General features: G+C 31.6%; 21 protein-coding genes. 15 read left to right on the forward strand and 6 right to left on the reverse strand.

Annotated features, from left to right (window positions below; translation table 11 throughout):
• Positions 1 to 4: 4 nt before the first annotated feature.
• From BUE22_RS00235 to BUE22_RS00265, 7 genes are all read left to right on the forward strand, one after another.
• Entirely contained in the window at positions 5 to 754 is a 750-nt protein-coding gene (locus BUE22_RS00235; protein WP_073392783.1) for a hypothetical protein, read from the forward strand.
• A gap of 50 nt (positions 755 to 804) precedes the next feature.
• A complete protein-coding gene (locus tag BUE22_RS00240) occupies positions 805 to 1,500 on the forward strand; it encodes a hypothetical protein (RefSeq protein ID WP_073392786.1) in 696 nt (231 codons plus the stop codon).
• A gap of 98 nt (positions 1,501 to 1,598) precedes the next feature.
• Entirely contained in the window at positions 1,599 to 2,123 is a 525-nt protein-coding gene (locus BUE22_RS00245; protein WP_073392788.1) for an RHS repeat-associated core domain-containing protein, read from the forward strand.
• A gap of 14 nt (positions 2,124 to 2,137) precedes the next feature.
• Entirely contained in the window at positions 2,138 to 2,815 is a 678-nt protein-coding gene (locus BUE22_RS00250; protein WP_073392791.1) for a leucine-rich repeat domain-containing protein, read from the forward strand.
• A 358-nt stretch (positions 2,816 to 3,173) separates the two neighbouring features.
• Positions 3,174 to 3,785, forward strand: coding sequence for a hypothetical protein (locus BUE22_RS00255; protein WP_073392792.1), 612 nt, complete (start codon positions 3,174 to 3,176; stop codon positions 3,783 to 3,785).
• 302 nt (positions 3,786 to 4,087) lie between these two features.
• Positions 4,088 to 4,969 (forward strand): leucine-rich repeat domain-containing protein, encoded by an 882-nt coding sequence (locus BUE22_RS00260; RefSeq protein WP_073392795.1) that lies wholly within the window; start codon positions 4,088 to 4,090, stop codon positions 4,967 to 4,969.
• Between the two features lie 180 nt (positions 4,970 to 5,149).
• Complete coding sequence (locus tag BUE22_RS00265; RefSeq protein ID WP_073392797.1) at positions 5,150 to 5,641, forward strand: Imm26 family immunity protein; 492 nt, start codon at positions 5,150 to 5,152, stop codon at positions 5,639 to 5,641.
• Positions 5,642 to 5,826: 185 nt separating this feature from the next.
• Here BUE22_RS00265 and BUE22_RS00270 read toward each other — a convergent pair whose 3' ends face one another.
• The 3 genes from BUE22_RS00270 to BUE22_RS00280 all read right to left on the reverse strand — a co-directional run bounded on the left by BUE22_RS00270 (position 5,827) and on the right by BUE22_RS00280 (position 8,232).
• Positions 5,827 to 6,300 carry a hypothetical protein gene (locus BUE22_RS00270; protein ID WP_073392800.1) on the reverse strand — a complete coding sequence of 158 codons (474 nt, stop codon included), beginning with the start codon at positions 6,298 to 6,300 and terminating at the stop codon, positions 5,827 to 5,829.
• A gap of 284 nt (positions 6,301 to 6,584) precedes the next feature.
• Positions 6,585 to 7,082, reverse strand: a complete 498-nt coding sequence (locus BUE22_RS00275; protein WP_073392801.1) for a hypothetical protein — start codon at positions 7,080 to 7,082, stop codon at positions 6,585 to 6,587.
• 178 nt (positions 7,083 to 7,260) lie between these two features.
• The gene (locus BUE22_RS00280) at positions 7,261 to 8,232 is read right to left on the reverse strand and encodes a helix-turn-helix transcriptional regulator (protein ID WP_073392804.1); all 972 of its coding nucleotides are present in this window, start codon (positions 8,230 to 8,232) and stop codon (positions 7,261 to 7,263) included.
• Between the two features lie 99 nt (positions 8,233 to 8,331).
• Between BUE22_RS00280 and BUE22_RS00285 the strand changes: the two genes are divergently transcribed.
• The 4 genes from BUE22_RS00285 to BUE22_RS00300 all read left to right on the forward strand — a co-directional run bounded on the left by BUE22_RS00285 (position 8,332) and on the right by BUE22_RS00300 (position 11,835).
• Positions 8,332 to 9,630 carry an amidohydrolase family protein gene (locus BUE22_RS00285; protein WP_073394236.1) on the forward strand — a complete coding sequence of 433 codons (1,299 nt, stop codon included), beginning with the start codon at positions 8,332 to 8,334 and terminating at the stop codon, positions 9,628 to 9,630.
• 161 nt (positions 9,631 to 9,791) lie between these two features.
• Positions 9,792 to 10,199 carry a cupin domain-containing protein gene (locus BUE22_RS00290; RefSeq protein WP_073392807.1) on the forward strand — a complete coding sequence of 136 codons (408 nt, stop codon included), beginning with the start codon at positions 9,792 to 9,794 and terminating at the stop codon, positions 10,197 to 10,199.
• 136 nt (positions 10,200 to 10,335) lie between these two features.
• Positions 10,336 to 11,253: an alpha/beta fold hydrolase gene (locus tag BUE22_RS00295; protein ID WP_084540182.1), complete on the forward strand. Its 918-nt coding sequence runs from the start codon at positions 10,336 to 10,338 to the stop codon at positions 11,251 to 11,253.
• Between the two features lie 69 nt (positions 11,254 to 11,322).
• Positions 11,323 to 11,835: a RidA family protein gene (locus BUE22_RS00300; RefSeq protein ID WP_073392809.1), complete on the forward strand. Its 513-nt coding sequence runs from the start codon at positions 11,323 to 11,325 to the stop codon at positions 11,833 to 11,835.
• A gap of 79 nt (positions 11,836 to 11,914) precedes the next feature.
• On the opposite strand, the gene BUE22_RS00305 is transcribed toward BUE22_RS00300, so the two are convergent.
• Both BUE22_RS00305 and BUE22_RS00310 read right to left on the reverse strand, forming a co-directional pair.
• Positions 11,915 to 13,423: a PAS domain-containing sensor histidine kinase gene (locus tag BUE22_RS00305; protein WP_073392811.1), complete on the reverse strand. Its 1,509-nt coding sequence runs from the start codon at positions 13,421 to 13,423 to the stop codon at positions 11,915 to 11,917.
• Positions 13,424 to 13,646: 223 nt separating this feature from the next.
• A complete protein-coding gene (locus BUE22_RS00310; protein WP_243396814.1) occupies positions 13,647 to 14,015 on the reverse strand; it encodes a winged helix-turn-helix transcriptional regulator in 369 nt (122 codons plus the stop codon).
• Positions 14,016 to 14,150: 135 nt separating this feature from the next.
• Here BUE22_RS00310 and BUE22_RS00315 point away from each other — a divergent pair, with 135 nt between their 5' ends.
• The 3 genes from BUE22_RS00315 to BUE22_RS00325 all read left to right on the forward strand — a co-directional run bounded on the left by BUE22_RS00315 (position 14,151) and on the right by BUE22_RS00325 (position 17,126).
• Positions 14,151 to 14,906: an NADPH-dependent F420 reductase gene (locus BUE22_RS00315; RefSeq protein ID WP_073392816.1), complete on the forward strand. Its 756-nt coding sequence runs from the start codon at positions 14,151 to 14,153 to the stop codon at positions 14,904 to 14,906.
• 439 nt (positions 14,907 to 15,345) lie between these two features.
• Entirely contained in the window at positions 15,346 to 16,242 is an 897-nt protein-coding gene (locus BUE22_RS00320) for a helix-turn-helix domain-containing protein (RefSeq protein WP_073392819.1), read from the forward strand.
• Between the two features lie 116 nt (positions 16,243 to 16,358).
• Positions 16,359 to 17,126 carry an SDR family NAD(P)-dependent oxidoreductase gene (locus BUE22_RS00325; protein ID WP_073392822.1) on the forward strand — a complete coding sequence of 256 codons (768 nt, stop codon included), beginning with the start codon at positions 16,359 to 16,361 and terminating at the stop codon, positions 17,124 to 17,126.
• A 98-nt stretch (positions 17,127 to 17,224) separates the two neighbouring features.
• Here the strand turns inward: BUE22_RS00325 and BUE22_RS00330 are convergent, their stop codons facing one another.
• A complete protein-coding gene (locus tag BUE22_RS00330; protein WP_073392824.1) occupies positions 17,225 to 18,766 on the reverse strand; it encodes a helix-turn-helix domain-containing protein in 1,542 nt (513 codons plus the stop codon).
• Positions 18,767 to 19,354: 588 nt separating this feature from the next.
• On the opposite strand from BUE22_RS00330, the gene BUE22_RS00335 reads away from it, so the two are divergent.
• Positions 19,355 to 20,059, forward strand: coding sequence for a hypothetical protein (locus BUE22_RS00335; protein ID WP_073392826.1), 705 nt, complete (start codon positions 19,355 to 19,357; stop codon positions 20,057 to 20,059).
• The last annotated feature ends 3 nt before the right edge of the window (positions 20,060 to 20,062 follow it).

Raw genomic sequence — 20,062 nt, forward strand, 5'->3', positions numbered from 1 at the left:
TATTATGCAAGAAGAGTTAGAAAATATCCACGATACTTGGATTGATAAATTGTTTGAAGAATACAAACAATGTGTTAAAGAAAAGGTTATTGAATCTTTTATAAGAAGTTTTAGCTCCAATAAGCATGATCTGAGATCAGCTTTACCAGTTTTTGCAATAATGCAAACATTCCCTAATCATAAATTTGTTTTAAGGGAAAATCAAGATTTAAAAAGAGAATCTCCATGTGGAATTTGTTCAACAGCTTATGGTTATCCTAAAGAACTTGAAGAAGAAGATGTAGAAATACTAAATATGTCTGTAAATACAGGGGGATTAATAGGTCATCGACTGACTAGTTATTTCTATTATTTGCATTATTTTAACAAAAAAAAAGAAAAAGAAAATATAAAGATTAATGGCGAAGATATTCGAATTTTTTCTGAAATAATTGATATTATACTTAAAGCAGAAGAAGGTGATACCTTAAAAAAAGAAGTTCAGAAAAACATAGGGAAAATTAAGGGCTTTAAGACAACAATAGAAGACCGAAAAGTTTTACTAGAAACTTTAGGGTACTGTAGTATTTTGGAGACTGAAAAATACAAAGGCTTATTAGAAGAATATACTAATCTTGCTGTTGCCCCAAGAAAAACCCATAGTTCTGATTGGAATTACCCTGTAGATTTCTGGCTTGGTAAAGATGGTATTAATAAAGAGGCTTTTAAGTTTTGGTTTGGAGATTATAAAGAATTAGAAAAGTATTGGAAATAAATCATCCATTAGATGTTTTTTAGTAATTAAAATAAATTTGATTATGTCATATGTCAAAAAGAGCAACACCTTGGAAAGAAGGTAAAATTATTAGTATAGAAACAAGAAAAGGCATATTTGTATTGGCTCAAATGTTAAAAGAACCTTATATAAGGTTTTATAAAGCCTTTAGAGAAGATGAGAATTGGGGGAAAGTTGATACAAGTATTTTTGATACATTAACTGTAACTGCTGTAATAGCACAATTTCTAAAATCTAGTAATATATCAATAATAAAAGAAGCAATACCTGATACTAAAAGAGAAGATTCAGATACTTGGATAAAGCAAAATAGTGGATTCAGGAAGGTTAAAACATGGACTGGAACAGAAAATGAATTAGAATTTACGATAATAGGGGAGGAATCAGGAGGTAGTTTAGTTAAAAAAAATTTATGGTGGTCACCAACACATGGTAATCCCACAAGACCCCATCCAAGCGGTGTTATTGATTCTGTAATATTGGAGGATATACCATTAAATGCGAATGCTATTATTGATCAACATGATTTAACAAATTTAGCTGTTTATCCTTCATTAAATGAGAGACTTTATTTATGTTATAAACTAGATAAAAATGTAGATCCTTATAAAGATTTAGTTTTCAATAGAGAAATCCCTGAAGAATATAGCGTAGCGATAGATATTTTGTCAGCAGGAGGTAATGCTGAAAAAAAAGAAACTATATTAAATACTTATTTTAGATAATTTAGTAAGCGCAAGCTTTTATAAGAGAATAAAACAACAAAACCCGCTAATTTAGCGGGTTTTGTTTAGTATTAGACACTTTAAAGTGTTCGGTAGTTTTGTATGAGGATGTAGAGACAGGCTTATACTATAACCGATTCAGATATTATAATCCTAAGTCAGGATTGTATTTATCGCAAGACCCAATTGGACTTTTAGGAGGTATAGCACTTTACGCATTTGTGCATAATGCAAACTCTTGGGTTGATATATTTGGTTTACATGGAACTGGAGGAGCTTATCTCTTTGAATTAGAGAACGGCAAGAGATATGTAGGAAAAGGTGAAGCACCAAGAATGGAACAATCTATTACACAAAGAACAGCTCAAGCAAAATCACCTGTAAGTGTAAAATCACATATAAGTACAGGAGGAGATAATGAGTTAGGAAAAATGGTTGAACATAAAATCATGAAAGATGAAGGTTTTGTGAAGGGTAGTGTTCCTGAGAATTATTTGAACAGTCATCTAAGTGGTCAGACAGCTTGGGACTCAAATCCACATTTGCAACAGAAAGCAACGGATCTAGCAAATCAATTAAAAGCTGATTTTGATGCAAAAAAAGCAGCAATATTATGTCATTAACATTAAAATAAATCATGACACAAGAAGAGAAATTTAAAGTTGATTATAGTGATGGTTCTCCTTTTAAGGGAATTAGGATTCTTTATAAATATTTAGAAGAAGGCATAGAATATGCAAGAAAGAACAAAATAGAAGATGTTTGTATTTGGCAAGGTATGGATAGTGGTAAAAAAGAAATAAATTTTGATTTTTTAAAGGAATTATCGTTTATAAAAACCTTTCATTGCCTAGTTTTCCTCTCAAAAAAATCAAATATAGAAGGGCTTTATAATTTAATAAATCTTAAAGATTTTAGATGGGCTGTAGATGATGATTTTACTATTGATTTTAATAGATTATCATCAATTGAAAAACTAAATATAACTTATAGTAAAAAACTAAAAAATTGGAATACTCTAAAATCTCTTAAAGAATTATATGTAAATAAAGCAGATGATTGTTTTTTTCTTTCAGGAATAGAAAGCTTAAAAAAAGTAAGATTTATCAAATGTAAATTTACATCTTTAAAAGGATTAGAAAGCTGTGTAAATATTAAAGAAATTGATATTCGATTTTGTCAAAATTTAGTTGAAATTACTTCAACTGTAACGCAACTTAAAAAATTAGAATATTTGGTTATCGATTCTTGTAAAAAATTGATAATTGATGAAGAATACCTGAAACAAACAATAAATCATGTAGGGGTAATCTAAAATAATTTGTTTGTTTCTCGGAAAAAAATAAACTTTAGGATGATGTTTGTATTCCCATTAAACCTTGTGCACGTAAGTGCGAGAATAAAAACAAAAAAACCTCGCAATCTGCGAGGTTTTTTATGTCCTATTTTAGCATATACAGATCATTAACAGCTAGTTTTAGTTTTTATTAAATTTTAAGTTTGAGAAAAATAAAACTATAATTGATTTTAAAAGCAGAGCAATGTAAAGTAGAGGTGTTTTAAATAAGATTTAAAATTATGAATTAATATATATTTTAAACGTTGATGATTTATGCTAAAACTAGTGATATTAAAAACGGTAAAGTGAATATTCATTGCTATTAAGGTTAAAAATGGAAAATAAGTATCAAGAAAAAGTAGACAAGGAAGTTATTGAAATAATTAATCCTATTCGTAATAATTGGGATAATTTTACTGAAAAAGAGTTAGAAATCTTCTTAAAAAAAATTGGAAATATATGTAGAGACGAAACTTCTTTATTAAGAAAAAATATTCTTTCGGATAATGAATTAGCCAAAGATTTGTTAGAAATTGGAGATAAGTATAATAATAATTCTAAAATTTTAATCGAAATAATATCGTCAATAAATAATATGAATAAAAGATATGGTTTAGAAATTACAGATGATATTTTTAAATTTCTTATTACTCAGACTAAAAATAAGAAAGTGAATTTTTATGTTTCAATTTTTATAACGGAGTTGCCTCAGTTTGCAAGCTATGCTCATAAATGGGATTATATTATGTCAATTCCTAATATTGCACCTAAGGAAAAATCAATAAATACTTTTTACCGAATAATTAATGATAATATTAATAATATTCCTGATAGATATAAAATTGATGCTATAAAAATATTTGATAAAACTCTACTTAATTCTAATTTACATGAAACTACCGTCAAAAAATATTCAAAAATTATAATTGAGTTAATAGAAAGTTAACAAATAGACAGACTTAAAACATAAACTTTGGCTCTGCTGATATGAACGTCTCGCTCGTGAACACAAGCGAATAGGCAAAGCATAAAAAAGAACCTCGTCAGTATGGCGGTTTTTTTTATGCGACAAAATAGGAGAAAAAGTCCTGTATTTTTTTGGAAGAATGTCTGCATTGCGCCGAATGAGCAAAATAATAGTGAGAAAAACTTTTTGCAGATGCAAAATAAATAATAAAAGTTTGTATGATGATATAGTCAAAAAAGCAGATGATTTGAAGTTAATTTTAATAAAGGAGAAGGAATAAAATGTCATTAGATAAAACAATAAGAGAAAATTCGAATGGAAAGTATTTAACTATTCATGCTAATTATTTTCAGGAAGGAATAGAGTATGCTGGTCAAATTGGTATTTCTCAAATCCAGCTAAGAGGGATACTCGGAAGCGGAAGCGAGAATCCAGGTTTCGAAGTTAATTTTAAAGAATTTGAAAAAATTTCTAAAATTTTAAAAGTAATTTCTTTTGCAGGTACTATAGAAAATGTCGTGCATTTAGAATCTATTTATTCCCTAGAAAATATTGAGAAAATATCTTTCCAACAAAAGCAGAAATTTACAATAGATATTTCTAAATTTCCGAATATTGTCCACTTAGGAGGTGAATATTGGAAGGGATTGCATAATATAGATAAGGCATTTTCTTTGAAGAGTATGGTGCTTTTAAAAATTCCAGATTCTAATCTTCAAAGGTTCTCAGAATTAGTAAACTTAAGGATCTTACATATTTATAGTTCTAAAATACAATCAATAGAGGGCATTGAGAAACTACCTATTGAGGAACTGTCTTTAGTAAGGAATACTTACTTGAAAGACATTCAGACATTAAAGCAACTGACATTTCTAAAAGAATTAAGTATAGAAAAATGTAAATTCTTAACAGATTTTTCTTTTTTAGGGAATACTTCTATAAAAGAGTTATTTATTGACGATCTAAATTCTATAAAGTTTATTTCTTCCATGATCAGCTTAGAAAAAATAAATTTCTGGAATTGTAAAGATGGAGATATGACTCCCTTGTTAGAGTTAAAAAGCTTAAAAGAAATAAATTTTTATCCTAATAGAAAGCATTATTCACATACAATTGAAGAGATAATAGAAATAACTGGTGCTAGGAGAGGTCGAAATGTTTAATTGAATTTCCAGAAAGATGTGGAGGTAATTTTGACGATTTTAAAATTCAAAACTGAAGATTGTCAGGGAGAAGTTTAGTCTAATGCTCAAAATCCTGTGGACTTAATAATGCAAACTAACAAAAATATTTTGATGCTGTCGACGCGCACCAAAAAACAAAAATAAAATGTAATTAAAAAGATGAAAAAAATTATTGTTATTCCCGGTGAAATATTTTGTATTCCATTGTTTATGGTAAAAGATGACTGGAAGCTTAAAACTAAATTAACAGATGAAGATTTAGGTAAACAGTTTGCATTTGGTAGAGTAATAGAAACAAGTTCTTCTGTATTGGTAGAAATATTTAATAAAATTAGTTCTGCCAATACAGATATAAATGAAATAATTGCCTCAGGTATCATGATTTCACCAGTACAAATATTTTGGGATGGTATTATAAAAAAAAGATGGAGAATAATAGGGCAAACGGAAAATTATGATAAGTTTAAAGATTCAAATTATGAAAATTTAAAAATGGCATTTGGAATGGATGGGGATTTTAGATTGAGGGATTTTAGTACAAAAGAAGAAGAACCTATTACAAGGGAAGAACTGAAAGATTATGAGTTTTCTACTGTTTGGTTTCCTATTGATCTGGAAAACAGAATATTAAAACAAAACCCGCTAATTTAGCGGGTTTTGTTTAGTAAATGGTAATTTAGAAGTGTTCAACAATTTCTTATTTCATTGGTGATCAATACATATTATTAAAAAAGAAGTATTTGAACTTATGATGAGATATTTAATTACTAGAGCTCAAAAATAAAGATGAGACTATTTACTAAATAAAAAAAGAGGCTTTTAATAGCCTCTTAATTTTAGTGTTTTCCGTTTCCTTTACCATTTCCATGGCCGTTGCCATTTCCATTATTTCCTTTGTCTTTTCCTTGTTTATTATTTCCTTTTCCCGGTTTTTGTCCAATCGTTTTTTGAGGTTTCCCTTTATAACCTTTTCCGTATTTTACTTTATGCGTTTTAAAATTGTCATACGGGGTGTTTCCTCTGTAGTCTGTTAATACTACTTTATATTCGTTGTAAAGATCATAGTTTCTATAAACAGAAGGCAATGTTCTGGCTCTTAACCATTTTCCGTTACTAATGTAAATATAATTTGAAGTGTTCACATCATAATAAGTTTCAAGATCCGGCAAATAATAATAACGTGCCTCACTATAACCAACTGGACCCCATGCCGGCGGTGTACCAATATTCACATTAACATTCACTTGAGCATTTGAAAAATGAATAGTCAAAAGGAAAAAACCTATGAATAAATATTTTAATGATTTCATAATTTTGTTTTTTTTAAATTATTATAATGATGGTTAAACAAAAAGCGTACCTAAAAATATTATGTTACTTTTTAAACATGGCTATTTAATGATTATCCCTAAAACAGCAGCAATAAGGATAATATAAGGTTCTTGATTTTTTTTTATATAAAGTAAAGCAAAAATGGTTACAATAGTTATTTATAATGGTTTGAATATCAATAATTTTCCTTTTTTGCAACGATAATTACAGATCTTGCTAAAGCTCCAATGACGGCAGCGATTTTCGCTCATGATACTAGTATTTAAAAAGCAATCCCAAATTGAAAACCTATTGTAAAAGAAGCCGGATGATCGTTGCCAAAGCGAACCGGTAATGGTACGGCCGCATAGTAACTGCAGGTTTTATTTTTTATGATGGTTTTATTAAATACGGGAGTAACACCATACCTGCCGCTGGTTTCAAAAGCAGCTCTTCCTGCAAAAGTATAGCCATTGCCCAAAGCCACAAGAACACCTGGATGAAATAATAAGTTAGTTACTTTGTCTGTTCCCTGATCGTCTTTTATGTTGGGAACTATTTCAAAAGAGAATCCGATTTTTTCACTTTTCCAGATATTAATTCCGGTCGGAAAACCAACAGCATAATAATCTCTAAAATTGACATTAGTTTCATGTTCACTAAAAGTAAACACCGGGTGCATTATCCCAAAATAACCAGTAATTTTTGGATAAACTGTTTGTGAAAATAAAACCGGGCTTGTAATCACGGCAAGCAAAAGGAGTGAATATTTAAGTGACATATTTTTTGTTTTTAATAATAAAAACAAAACTATAACGATCAAATCACTGTAAATAGAATCTTATTTACCTTTTGTATCTGGATTACTTTTCTTTATTTTTGTGGTAATAAAATAAGAGAGATTGATTTTAATTTTGCTTGAAATTTGTTTTAAATCAAATAGAAATTAAGTGTCAATTTTAATCCTGAATCCATTTCTTTTTTTGAAAAGATTTGGGCTTCATTCCAATATGCTCTTCAAAAACTTTAGCAAAATGACTTAAGTTAGAAAATCCCAGACTAAAACCAACTTGTGAAACAGACATTTCATTTTCTTTTAGTAATCGGGCAGCTTCTTTCATTCTAAATTTTTGGTAATAACTAAAAAAACTGTCGCCAAATATTTGTTTAAATAATCTTTTAAACTTTGATTCGCTCATTCCTATTTGAGAAGCAAGATCTTTAATAACCGGAGGTTCATTAATATCGGTTAAAATTAGATCCCTCACTTTATAAATTTTTTGAACATCGATTTGGTTCAGGGCGTGCATGGTAGGATTTTCTCTTTTAAAAAGTTCTTTTAAAGTGAGATATATTAATTCCTCGGCTTTGATTTTAAAGAAAAAATCACTCAAAGAATCCCGAATTTCAGGTTGAATAATTTCCAAAGCTACTTGTTGAATTTTTGGAGAAATTAACTCTTCAAAAAGAATGGATTGTTCGCTATCAATAATATTTTTAAAAATTTCATTATCAATATGTAATCCTAAAGTTTTGGCTAATTTATCTGAATCAATTCCAATAAAAATAGAATTGAATTTGGTTCTGCCCGGATAAAATGTTTCAATATTTAGTTTTCCTTTAAAAATTTGAATCGAAGGCAAATCTTCTCTTGAATATTTGTTTTTTGAATGAACATCCGGAAAAATATTATTAAAAGAAAATAGAATTCTATTTAATGTATTTTGACCTCCAAATCTCTTGGCAAGCAGATTGTCATTAAACTCATAAAAACTTACAAGCATATTTATTGAATTGTCTAATCTAAATCCCATTAAATATCCTTTGCCTTTAGTTTCTGGTATTACTAATATTCCATTTTTTACTTCGGTACCTAATAAATCAGCAAAACCTGCTAAAAAACCGAATTCCTTCCTAACATTTAATTCCATTTATTTTGACCTTTTAGAGCTGTTATTGTGTCAAATGTAGCTATTTTAACCCTTATTGATTAGATAATTTTGGCAAAAAATAATTTAAAAAACTACAAAATGACTAATACTAAAAGTAAGGCCATCCTAAATGCGAATGTATTTGATGGTAAAAATGTGATTGGTAAAAAAAACGTTGTTTTTATAGACGGTGTAATTGTTTCCGTTTCTGATGAGTTGCCACAGGATATAGATGAGGTGATCGATGGAACAGGATGTACTCTTCTGCCAGGTTTAATAGATGCCCATGTTCATACATCAGTTGAATTTTTAAAAGATGCATTAAAATTTGGTATAACAACCGAGTTAGAAATGATGGGAGGTTTTACCAAAAAAGGACGTGATACGCAATTAAAAGGAATTACCGGTGCTGCTGATGTTCGTTCTGCGGGAATGGGTCTGACAGCTCCCGGCGGTCATCCTGACGAGCTGATTCCTAAAGGGAATGGAATTCCTGAGTTTGTGTTAAAAGAAATGGAGAAAATGAGCGAAGAAGAAAAAGCCATATTTATAGCTGCCCACCAGGCTCAGAAAGAAGAAGAGGAATTAGGTCCCGATGTTACTTCACTTGAAGGAGCGATAGATTTTGTGAATCGTCAGGTAAATAATGGTGCAGATTATTTCAAAATAATGATTGAGGAAGGAACCGTAATGAATGCACCGGGTTTGCCTGTTATTGAAACTCACGTATTAAAAGCGGCAGTAGACGAAGCTCATAAATTAGGTAAAATTGCAATAGCGCATGTTTTAACAGCCGAAGCAGCGAAAACAGCTGTCGAAATTGGTGTAGATGGCCTGGCGCATTTATTTATTGACAGACCGGATTGGACACAAGATCTTATCGAATCCATCGCTAGTAAAGGAATTTTCGTAACACCCTGTCTGGTATTGAATTCATCGATTATAGGGAATTCAGCCTGTCATGTTGCCCATGATGAAAGAGTTGAAAATAAATTGAATGAAGACTGGAAAATGACAATGTGTTCTTGTTTCAATACTTTTCCGGAAGGCAACATGGAAGATAACTTTAATAATGTGAAAGATCTACGCGATGCAGGTGTAGATATACTTGTTGGAACAGATGTATCAGTACCGATGCCCCATTTAGGAGGTCTTGCACATGGTGTGAGCGTTCATCATGAAATGCAGCTGCTGGTAGAAGCGGGATTAAACCCAATTGAGGCACTAAGATCTGCAACATCAGTCACTTCCAAAAGATTTAATTTATCAGACAGAGGATTAATTGCTGAAGGAATGAGAGCCGATTTACTATTAGTTAAAGGTGATCCTACCAAAAATATTTCAGATTCTCTATCTATAACTGGTATATGGAAAGAAGGTGAATCTTATCACAGCTAGTCTTGCAGGATTTTATAATCCATAATACTCATAACTCCACTTTTGTCCACTTCATTACTCCGTTTGTCCATTCGGGCTATGTTGTCATTTCAATGCAGGTAATGCCTTGGTACTTTTGACAAGGAAATTAATAAAACAACAAATTAAATAAAACTAAAAACATGAAAACTTTAAATTTTGCATCAACCGCAGTTTCTGCCCTTAGCTTTTTAGCATTGATTATTACAAGTACTGCTTCTGCCCAGCAATCAGGAATAAAACGTACCGATTTACAACGTTATGATCTTAGTGTTCCCGGATACGAAACAGTTCAGGCGCGTATTGATTTTGAAGCTCATACCGCTTTTGGAAAGCACTCTCACCCGGGTGAGGAAGTTATTTATGTCCTTGATGGCGTATTAGAGTATGAAGTTGAAGGTCAGTCTCCTGTTATTTTAAAGGCTGGAGAAGTACTTTTTATTCCGGCAGGCGTAGTTCACTCTGCAAGAAATAACAGCCACGCAAAAGCTTCGGAACTGGCAACATACATAGTAGAAAAAGGAAAACCAGTTCTGGTAATGAAAAAATAAATTATAAATAAAATTTATAAATGCTAAAAATTATTAATTTGATTTATAATTAAGAAAACCGCAATTTTGTCCTGTCAATAAGAAATGACAGAATAAAAAATCAAAATTTTAAAATAACAATTAAAACACAAAAGAAATGAAAACCAATTTAAGAACAATCGTAACAACAAGCTTCGCCATTTTTTTATTAGCAGTAACAACTGCATTCTCTCAAAGCCAAAGAAAACCGGCAAGCCTTGGAAGAGAAGAGTATATTGAAGTAGAGAAAAATGTAAAATTGCATGTTACGGATTTAGGAGAAGGAAAACCCGTAGTACTAATTCACGGATGGCCATTGAGTGATGCCATGTACGAGTACCAATATGCAGAACTTATCCAGAAAGGATACCGTGTTATCGGAATTACTTTAAGAGGTTTTGGATTATCAGACAAACCGGGCGGAGCGTATAACTATGATGTTTATGCAGATGATATTAAAGTGATTTTAGATAAACTTAAAATTGAAGGAGCAACCATCGGCGGATTCTCTATGGGAGGCGCAACAGTGATTCATTACGTAGCCAAATACAATGCAGCCCATGTTTCAAAACTGGCTTTGTTTGGTGCAGCAGCTCCGTTATGGACTAAAAGAGCCGACTTTAACTATGGTTTCTGGACAAAAGAAGATGTAAACGGACTTATTGCCCTTAATAATACTAACAGACCACAATTGTTTGAGAATTTCGGAAAAATTTTCCCGGCCAATGAAACAAGCGTATCTGCAGGACAAGGTGCATGGCTTGGAACTATTCAGGCACAGGCTTCTCCATATGCAATGGCAGAATCTATGAAAGCACTTCGTGATACTGATTTAAGAGAAGATTTGAAAAAAATCAAAATACCAACTCTTATCCTTCACGGAACACAAGACAAAATCTGTTCTTATGAATTAGCAGAGCAAATGCACAAATCAATTGCCAATTCAACTTTGGTTCCATTCGAAAAAAGCGGTCATGCCTTGTTTATTGAAGAGCTTCCAAAATTCAATGCCGAATTGATCAAATTCATAAAATAAATAAAAACAAAATCAGGAAAGCTATCTTTTAAAGATGGCTTTCTTTTTTAAAACAAATAAAAAGAAACAATGAAAAATATAGCAGCCTTTGTATTAGTACTATTGAGTTTTAATTTGTTTGCACAAACTCCGGAGCAAAAAATAAAGCAGTTGGGAGTTGAGTTGCCACAAATACCAGAATCGTTAGGAAGTTATCAGGATATGGTAAGAGTTGGAAATCTTGTTTTCCTTTCGGGAAGAGGGCCCCTTAAAGCAGATGGTAAATATATTATCGGCAAAGTAGGGCAGGACTTAACTGCGAATGAAGGTTATCAGGCCGCCAGGCTAACAGCTATAAATCAGCTGGCGATACTTAAGCAGACTTTTGGAAGTCTGGACAAAATAAAAAGGATAATCAAAGTAAATGGTTATGTACATACTGCTGATTCTTTTACGGAGCAATCTAAAGTTATGAATGGTTTTTCAGATTTATTAATTGAAGTTTTTGGCGAGCAGGGAAAACATGCTCGTACTTCAGTAGGTGTATTTACACTTCCACAGAATATGGCAATAGAGGTAGAAATGATTGTTGAGGTGAAATAATAGCTAATAAAATAACTGCTGTTAAAACTAATGAAGAATATATCAATAATATCTTGTTTGATATGATTGCTGAAAAATACTAGATAGTATTTGTTGTTTGTTTTAAAGGCAGAGTTACTATAAATTCAGCCCCATTATCTTTTTCGCCTGTAGCCGTAATAGTACCGCCATGTCTTAGTACAATTTTTTTGCAAAGTGACAGCCCAAGACCGTTTCCTTCATATTCATCTTTAGAATGCAGTCTTTCAAAAGCATTAAATATTCTTTCGTAATGACTTGAATCAAGCCCAATTCCATTGTCTTTAATGTTTATTTGAATAAACTCCCTTTGGTCTTTGTTTATAATAAGAGATGATATGGTAACTCTGGGCGGTTGGTCTGCTTTTGAAAATTTTAAGGCATTGTGTATCAAATTATAGAACAGCTGTTGAATTAAAATTGTAGCCCCTTCTATCTCAGGAAGCTCGCTTTTGATAAGTATGGCGCCTTTTTCTTTTATGATGAGCTCAAGATCAACTTTTATGTTTTCAATCACTTCATCAAGATTTATGCTTTCTATAGGCTGAGTTTTTTTATCCAGAGTAGAATACGCGAGTATTCCTTCTATTATTGTCTGCATTCTTTGAGCAGACTGATCTACCTTAGTAAGATACTTGTTTGATATATCATTAAAATAGGCACTGGAGTTATTCCTTAAAAGACTGATGAAAGTTTTGATTTTTCGAACAGGTTCTTTAAGGTCATGGCTTACAATATTAGCAAAATGCATAAGATCTTCATTGGATCTTCTAAGTTCCTGAGTGCTTTCATCCACTTGTTTTTTTAACTCCTGCTCAAATTGTCTTTGCTGGTCAATATCCTGAACAATTCCAATAATAGTAATTGGAATACCGTTCTGATCATTAATTAATTTACCGTTAACCTTTATCCACTTAACGGTCTGATCCTGATTTATAATTCTTGCTTCGTAATTTATTTTTCCGGTGATATGTGCCTCCTGGTGTGCTTTTTCGCGAAGAAGCTGATCTTCTGGATGCAGTTTTGCTATGAGCTGCTCATTTGGAATTTCCTTGTCAATAGACCATATTGTATTGAAATTTCCATTAGTATTGATCTTTTTTGTAGAAAGGTCTATTTCGTAAGTTCCCATTCCCGAAGATTCAATAGCCATTCTGAGCCGCTCATCTGAACTTTGAATTTGTTTATGTGCTTCATAAAGATCAGAAACATCTGCCCCTGTATTCATTATGCCATAGATTTTTTTCTCATTATCAAAAAGAGGAATAAAACTATAGTTGAAATAAAATGTTTTTAATACGTCGTCGATTACCAGCTCTACTTTTTTGTTTTTGGCATGAAACGGAATTCCCGTTTGAAACACCCTTAATGCCTGGTCAAAAATCTGCTGGTTTTCGATTTCGGGAACGACCTCAATATATTTTTTGCCAATTACCTCAGTCCCTTTTCCCCATGCCTTAATCATGGCTGGATTAGCCAATTCTATTTTAAGTTCATTTCCTGTGTAAACAGCTATTGGCAAAGGGGTATTGTCCACAATGTTTTTCAAAAGCATTAGGTTGTCGTACATCAGTATTGGTGGTTTAGATTTCTGACGAAACTAGCTATAAGTTTTCATCATTTTGTTACGTAAATATAAAAGAATGTTTCAGAATTACAATATTAGGTTCTTTTGGATATTTTATTTATAAATATGACGCTGCCTGAAATTCCCCAAAACTGCTCACTAATATAATTCAGCTTATTAGAGTAGTAAATGTAGAATGATAACGTAAATGATAGTATCTGCATATTTAAACTTTTATAGGATTAACTTCCTGAAAAATTTTCTTCTTGTGGTTTAATCCCCAATCTTTCATAGCATAGATAATCGGTGTTAGCGTATCCGCATAGGGCTGCAGAGAATAGGATATTTTGACAGGATAATCGTTTGTTATAACTCTTTTAATCAGTTGGTGTTGCTCAAGTTCCTTAAGTTCTTTAGAAAGCACTTTTGGTGTCAAACCAGGAATGCTCTCTTGAATTTCTGTAAATCGGCTATTACCTACACCTACAGAAATAATGATGGATAATTTCCACTTTCCATTTATTACTTCCAATGTGTCACGCACTGGCTTGACGGTATTTAGGCATTCACAATAAGGTTTCTTTTTTGACATCATACAATTATTTATTTCGCTTTCCTTTGGGAAAGGACTATACAAAGGAAAGTAATTTTGATTTAATTTTGCAACATAATCTCTTCAAAATTTGCAAATTATGAATTTGCAGATATAACAAAATAAAATTTACATAAAATGAAAATAGGAATAATAGGTACAGGCGCAATAGGCGGTACAATCGCAAAAAAAATGGCAGCAGCGGGGCACAACGTGAAAGTTACTAATTCAGGAGATACTGATAAATTAAAGGCTCTTGCAGGAGAATTAGGTGTTGTAGCTGCAACGATTAAAGATGTTATAGAAGACGTAGATGTCATCATTTTATCAGTGCCGACTGTAGCAATTCCAACTTTGCCTAAAGATTTATTAGCAAACGTTCCCGAAAATGTAATTGTGGTTGATACATCAAATTATTATCCTTTTCGTGATGCCGATATTGAAGAGATCAAAAACAGAAAAGTAGAAAGTGTCTGGGTGTCTGAGCAACTGGGAAGACCAGTAATAAAAGCTTTCAACAATTTATTGGCAGAAACATTAGCAAACGGAGGAAAAGAACCTGGTGCTAAAGACAGAATAGCGATGGCTGTTGCAGGTGATGATTTAAAAGCAAAAAAAATAATTGAAGGATTAATTAATGATGCCGGTTTTGATGCAGTTGACTCTGGTAATCTTTCTGAATCCTGGAGACATCAGCCAGGAACACCCGCTTACTGCACGGAACTTACTGCAGAAGAATTAAAACAGGCACTTTCTAATGCTGTAAAAGAAGAAGCACCTTTGTTAAGAGATAAAGCTATTGCTGATCTTTCTTCGCTGCCATCATATCCATCTCATCAGGATATAGTAGAATATAATAGAGGATTGTTTCAAAAAAATCCTAAGTCTGTTTAAAAAACCGATTATAAATAGATCTTCCCTTTTTGATCAGGAAAGATCTATTTTGATTTTTTTTGTAACTCAATATAAGAACAATCCAGAAGAAATAGCAAGGAAATTATGTTGATATCTGTTACAAGTGCCGAGTTCGACAGGGATAGAATTTCGTAAAAACGTTTCATTATTGCCTACTTTTGTATCACAATAGCTATTACTGATTAGCAGAACTTTGTCATTATAATATTAAAGATAAAATAATGGCAAAAAACAATTTTTATAACAGGCACATCCCGCAGATTTGGGAAGCTCTGGACAGAAGCATTTTTATGATGTCGGGATAATATAGTTGGATTCATAAAATCTGCCAAGGTTACTACTGCAAAAAACTGCTTATTATTGGTAAAACACACCTACCCGAATCTAAATAACCCGATTCTTTTTTAAATTGAGTACAATGAGACATTTCAAAAAAATTAGCGATCTGCATGAAGCTCTTGGTGTAAAACCTCCGGAAAATCCGATTTTTAGTGTGGCTTACGGTGAACGTGGTACATGCAACGGTAGTAATATTCTCGAATTTTCTTCAGAATTTTATATCATCGGATTTAAAAAATTGAAATCCGGCAGTATGTTGTATGGAAAAACAAAATATGACCATGACCTTGGTTCAATGTCGTTTGTAAAGCCTCAGCAGAAAGTGGTTTTTAAAAATGTGGAACTAGAGGAAAAGGGATTTCTGATTATTATTCATGAAGATTTTTTACCGGGAACAATGCTTTACAACGAAATCAGGAAATATGGTTATTTTGATTATGAGGTCAATGAAGCATTACATCTTTCGCCTGCAGAAGAAGATATCATCTGGAATTTGTATTTCAGCATTGAAAAAGAATACCATAATAATACTGACGAACTGAGCAAGGCTATTATTGTAAGTCATCTGGATTCAATGCTTAAATATGCACAGCGTTTTTATAAAAGACAGTTTATTAACCGTAAACAACTAACCGGTTCTACAGTCACAAAGTTTAATGCACTGCTGGCTGCTAATTTTGAAGAAAGAAAAACAAAAAACATTGGATTGCCAACGGTATCCCTTATGTCAGAGAAGCTAAATATATCTTCGCGCTATTTAACCGATTTGCTCAAACAAGAAACAGGAAAGACGGCTTTAGAACTTATTCATCTTTTTTTAATTGGCGAGGCAAAAAACTTATTGACCGAAGGGGAATTGAATATTTCTGAAATTTCGCACTTACTTGGTTTTGAAAATACAACTTATTTTTCACGTCTGTTTAAAAAAGAAGTAGGCAGCACACCAAATGAATTTAGAGGAAGCAGGCTAAATTAACAACATATCTCATAAGTTATAAAGAAATAGATCTTGGCTGGTATAAGTAAAATTATATGGGCTGGACTCTGTAATGATTAATTTTTAAAATACTAACAAATATAAAAACAATAAGAATGTCAAATAATCAAAATAAAATTGCATTAGTTACAGGAGCAAGCCGTGGACTTGGAAAAGATTCGGCTTTACAATTAGCGAAAAAAGGATTTGATATCATCCTGACTTATCAAACCAAAAAAGAATTTGCAGACCAAGTGGTAAAAGAAATTGAAGCTCTAGGAAAAAAAGCGTTTGCTTTGTCTTTGGATATTTCTACAACGGCAGGTTTTGACCAATTTGTAACAGAAGTAAAAGATGTTTTAGAAACTCAATTTTCTTCTGCAAAATTGGATGCATTGGTAAACAACGCAGGTATCGGAATCAATGAAAGTTTTGAAACCACAACAGAAGAAACTTTGGATGCAATGACAAATATCCATTTTAAAGGACCTTTTTTCTTAACACAAAAATTGCTGCCATTATTAAATGACGGAAGCAGTATCGTGAACACGTCTTCTGGTTTGGCAAGATTTTCTTTTGCCGGATATTCCGCTTATGGCGCAATGAAAGCAGCAGTCGATTCATTATCAAGATACCAGGCTTTAGAATTGGGAAGCAGAAAAATAAGAGTCAATTCCGTTGCTCCGGGCGCCATTGAAACAGATTTTGGAGGTGGTGCTGTTCGTGATGTTTCAGATTTGAATACGTACTTAGCTTCAGAAACAGCTTTGGGAAGAGTTGGTTTGCCGGATGATATTGGAAGTGTGGTAGCATTCCTTTGTTCTGATGATTCCAAATGGATTAACGCACAACGAATAGAAGTTTCCGGAGGATTTAAAATATAATAGAGTTTTAAATTTTAAGAAAGCCTTTAAATATTGTATTTAAAGGCTTTTTCTTTTTTAACTTCTACAGAAAAATTATCTTCAGAATTAAACAATGCTTATTTTTTAGCATTTTCCTTTTGCAAATAGGTAATAAAGTCTAAAGGTGAAACTCCTGTGATTTTTTTAAAGGTTATTGTAAATCTGCTATGTGATGAAAACCCTGATTGATCTGCAAGATAACTGATCTTATATTTTAAATAATTGCTGTCATTTTTCAAACGATCAACTATATAATTAATTCTTAACTCATTGATGTAACCGGCAAAATCTTTTGATTTATGTTTGTTTATAACATAAGACAAATACCTATGATTGATATTAAGGTCTGCCGCAACAGAATTTAGTGATAAATCTTTATTCAAATAAAAATGTGATTTTTCAAATTCTTTTATACTTTCCAGAATAGTATTTTCAGTAGCCTCTGACATATATTCCCTGGCAATTTCCTTTTTTGGTTTTTCTTCAATCTGAACCTCTGGAATTTCCTGGCTTTTATTGATAAAGCTTTTGAATTTTTTATAGTCCTGCTGTCTTCTGTAATAATTAAAGCAAACGATGAGGATAATGATAAAAATGGAAATACCTATAATTATTAAAGTAGTCTTTTGATATTCTGATTTGTTTTCGACTTGCTTTTTGCGGAGCGATTTGATTAAATCATCTGCAATAATTTTTCTGCTATGTTCTTCATTTTTATTTAGCTCGAGATTTTTTTCATTATAAAGAATGTATTTTTTATTATCGGTCTTTTTATAAAATTCCAAAAGAGAGCTGTATACTTCCTGTTTTAAAGCGAAGAAATTTGATTCATTAGCAATTTGTTCTGCTTTCTGATAATTTGAAATTGCATTTTTATAATCAGCCTTGGAGTAATAAACATTTGCAAGACCATTATATAGAAAACCTTTTAGCGGACTGTTAGAAGACTGCGATGCATTAAGTTCTGTCATTGCTTTTTGAAAGAATATCATAGCAGAATCAATCTTTTGCAATGAAAGATAATTCTTTGCGATAAGTTCGTCATTCACTGCAAACTGAAAATTTTCGTCAATACTGGAACTGGCCTTTTCAAATAACTGATTTCCATTTTTAAGATGTTCAATTGCCTTGGCGTATTTCTTATCGTACATTTCATAGTAGGCTATTTCCTGAGATAAATTTCCCTGAAATTTATACATCTCATTTTTATCCTCTATTTTTTTACTCACAGCCAATGCTTTTTGTAAATGAATTTTCCCAAGGCTATAAATTTCATTCTCACGGTAAAGCGTTGACAAAAAGCCATTTATTCTTGCCTGCAGATTATAATTTTTATCAATTGTGACTATACTGTCTGCGCGTTTTAAAGATAAAATAGCTTCATTACGTAAACCGTATTGACGTAAAAGTGTTGCTCTAAGCATGCAGGCTTTAATTCTTTCTGCATTATTACTTGAGATTTTATAGAGATAATCGGTATTTTTTAGTGCTTTTTTTGGATTTGAACTTAGAAGGACTTGTGCTGTTTCAGAAAAAACACTATCGTATTTTGACTGGGAGAAACCTGAATAAGAAGAAACAACAATTAATAGCAGTAGGAGAAAAGATTTTAGGTGCATATAAATAAGTATGGAAATTAAAGTATAATAGATTTCTAGGTGGATATTTTAAATTTTAAGATAAGCAATTATTTTCATTATGATACTATTTTATCTGCATTCTAACAATATTATATTGTTAAGTTAGAAAATAGTAGTTGACATGCTTTTGAAGATCTAACAGGATTAACATTTTATATCATCATTTTAAACTTCGTCATCTTATTGCAAAATTAAAAAAATGTTGTATTAAAATATCATTTTCTCTTTGTACCTGTCTGATCTCATTTTAGATATTATTGTATTAAGATCGCGTACAAATATATTTATACATCTTGTCTCGCGTTTTAGGACGATTCTTTCTTGAGGTTTATCCATAATATAACAGTTGTACGAGCAACTTATATACAGATATTAAGAATTAGCTATGAAAAGTGTAAATAATACTCTTTTTGTAAATGTCTGTTTTTTAGATATTTATGTCTTTTTAGAAGAGCGGATGTTTTTCTTTTTACGTAATTGGTAAAGGTTTAAGGTAATTTTCGGTGGTCAAATAATTTAGTTTCGCAGCCATATTCTATAAAGCTATTTTAAACTAAATTTTCACTTATGATCAGAAATATTTATTGGAAATACATCTGTTCCAACCTTAAAAAACAGTTAGTCTGTTCTTTATTTTTAATCTTATTTATACATCAATCTCAGGCTCAAAACCAAATCAATGGTGAAATTAAACAATTTTATGCAGTGATTTCATTTGATGAAAAAATGAATTTTGGACATTTTGATTCAGATGTATCTTGGAAGATTACAAATTCTCAAAACAACATTAATGTTTCTTTACAGGGTAATGAAATTAACGATTATGTATTCCAGCAGGCCGGAGATTATGAAATAAATTTTACGGAAAACAGAAAGCATAATCCAGATGAATGCAGTCATCCGGCAATGCCCGAAAAAGTACTTGTGAAAGTGCAGCCCGTTAAATTGGTTTTCGATTTTTCTAAAATTCAGTTTTCTGAGAAATTGCAAAAAGGGAGAAACTATTCAGATTTAATAATTACTGTTCCCGCAAAAGTTATATCAAAAGATAATTCTATCACAAAATTACCGGCGCCGGGACTGTCAGTTAGCGGTATTGGGGTTGCTTTGGCAGCTAAACCTGTGAATACCGAGATTGTCTTAAATAACAAAATTCAATTATTGAAATATAAAATTTCAGGAAAAGCAGACAAAGAAGCTTATCTGATGTTTGACTTCTATGATTTCAATAACCAGGTTCAGACTTACAATCTTTCTGAGAAAATAAAATAATAA

Origin of the sequence: Flavobacterium pectinovorum (genome assembly GCF_900142715.1) — a bacterium.
GTDB classification, from domain to species: Bacteria; Bacteroidota; Bacteroidia; order Flavobacteriales; family Flavobacteriaceae; genus Flavobacterium; species Flavobacterium pectinovorum.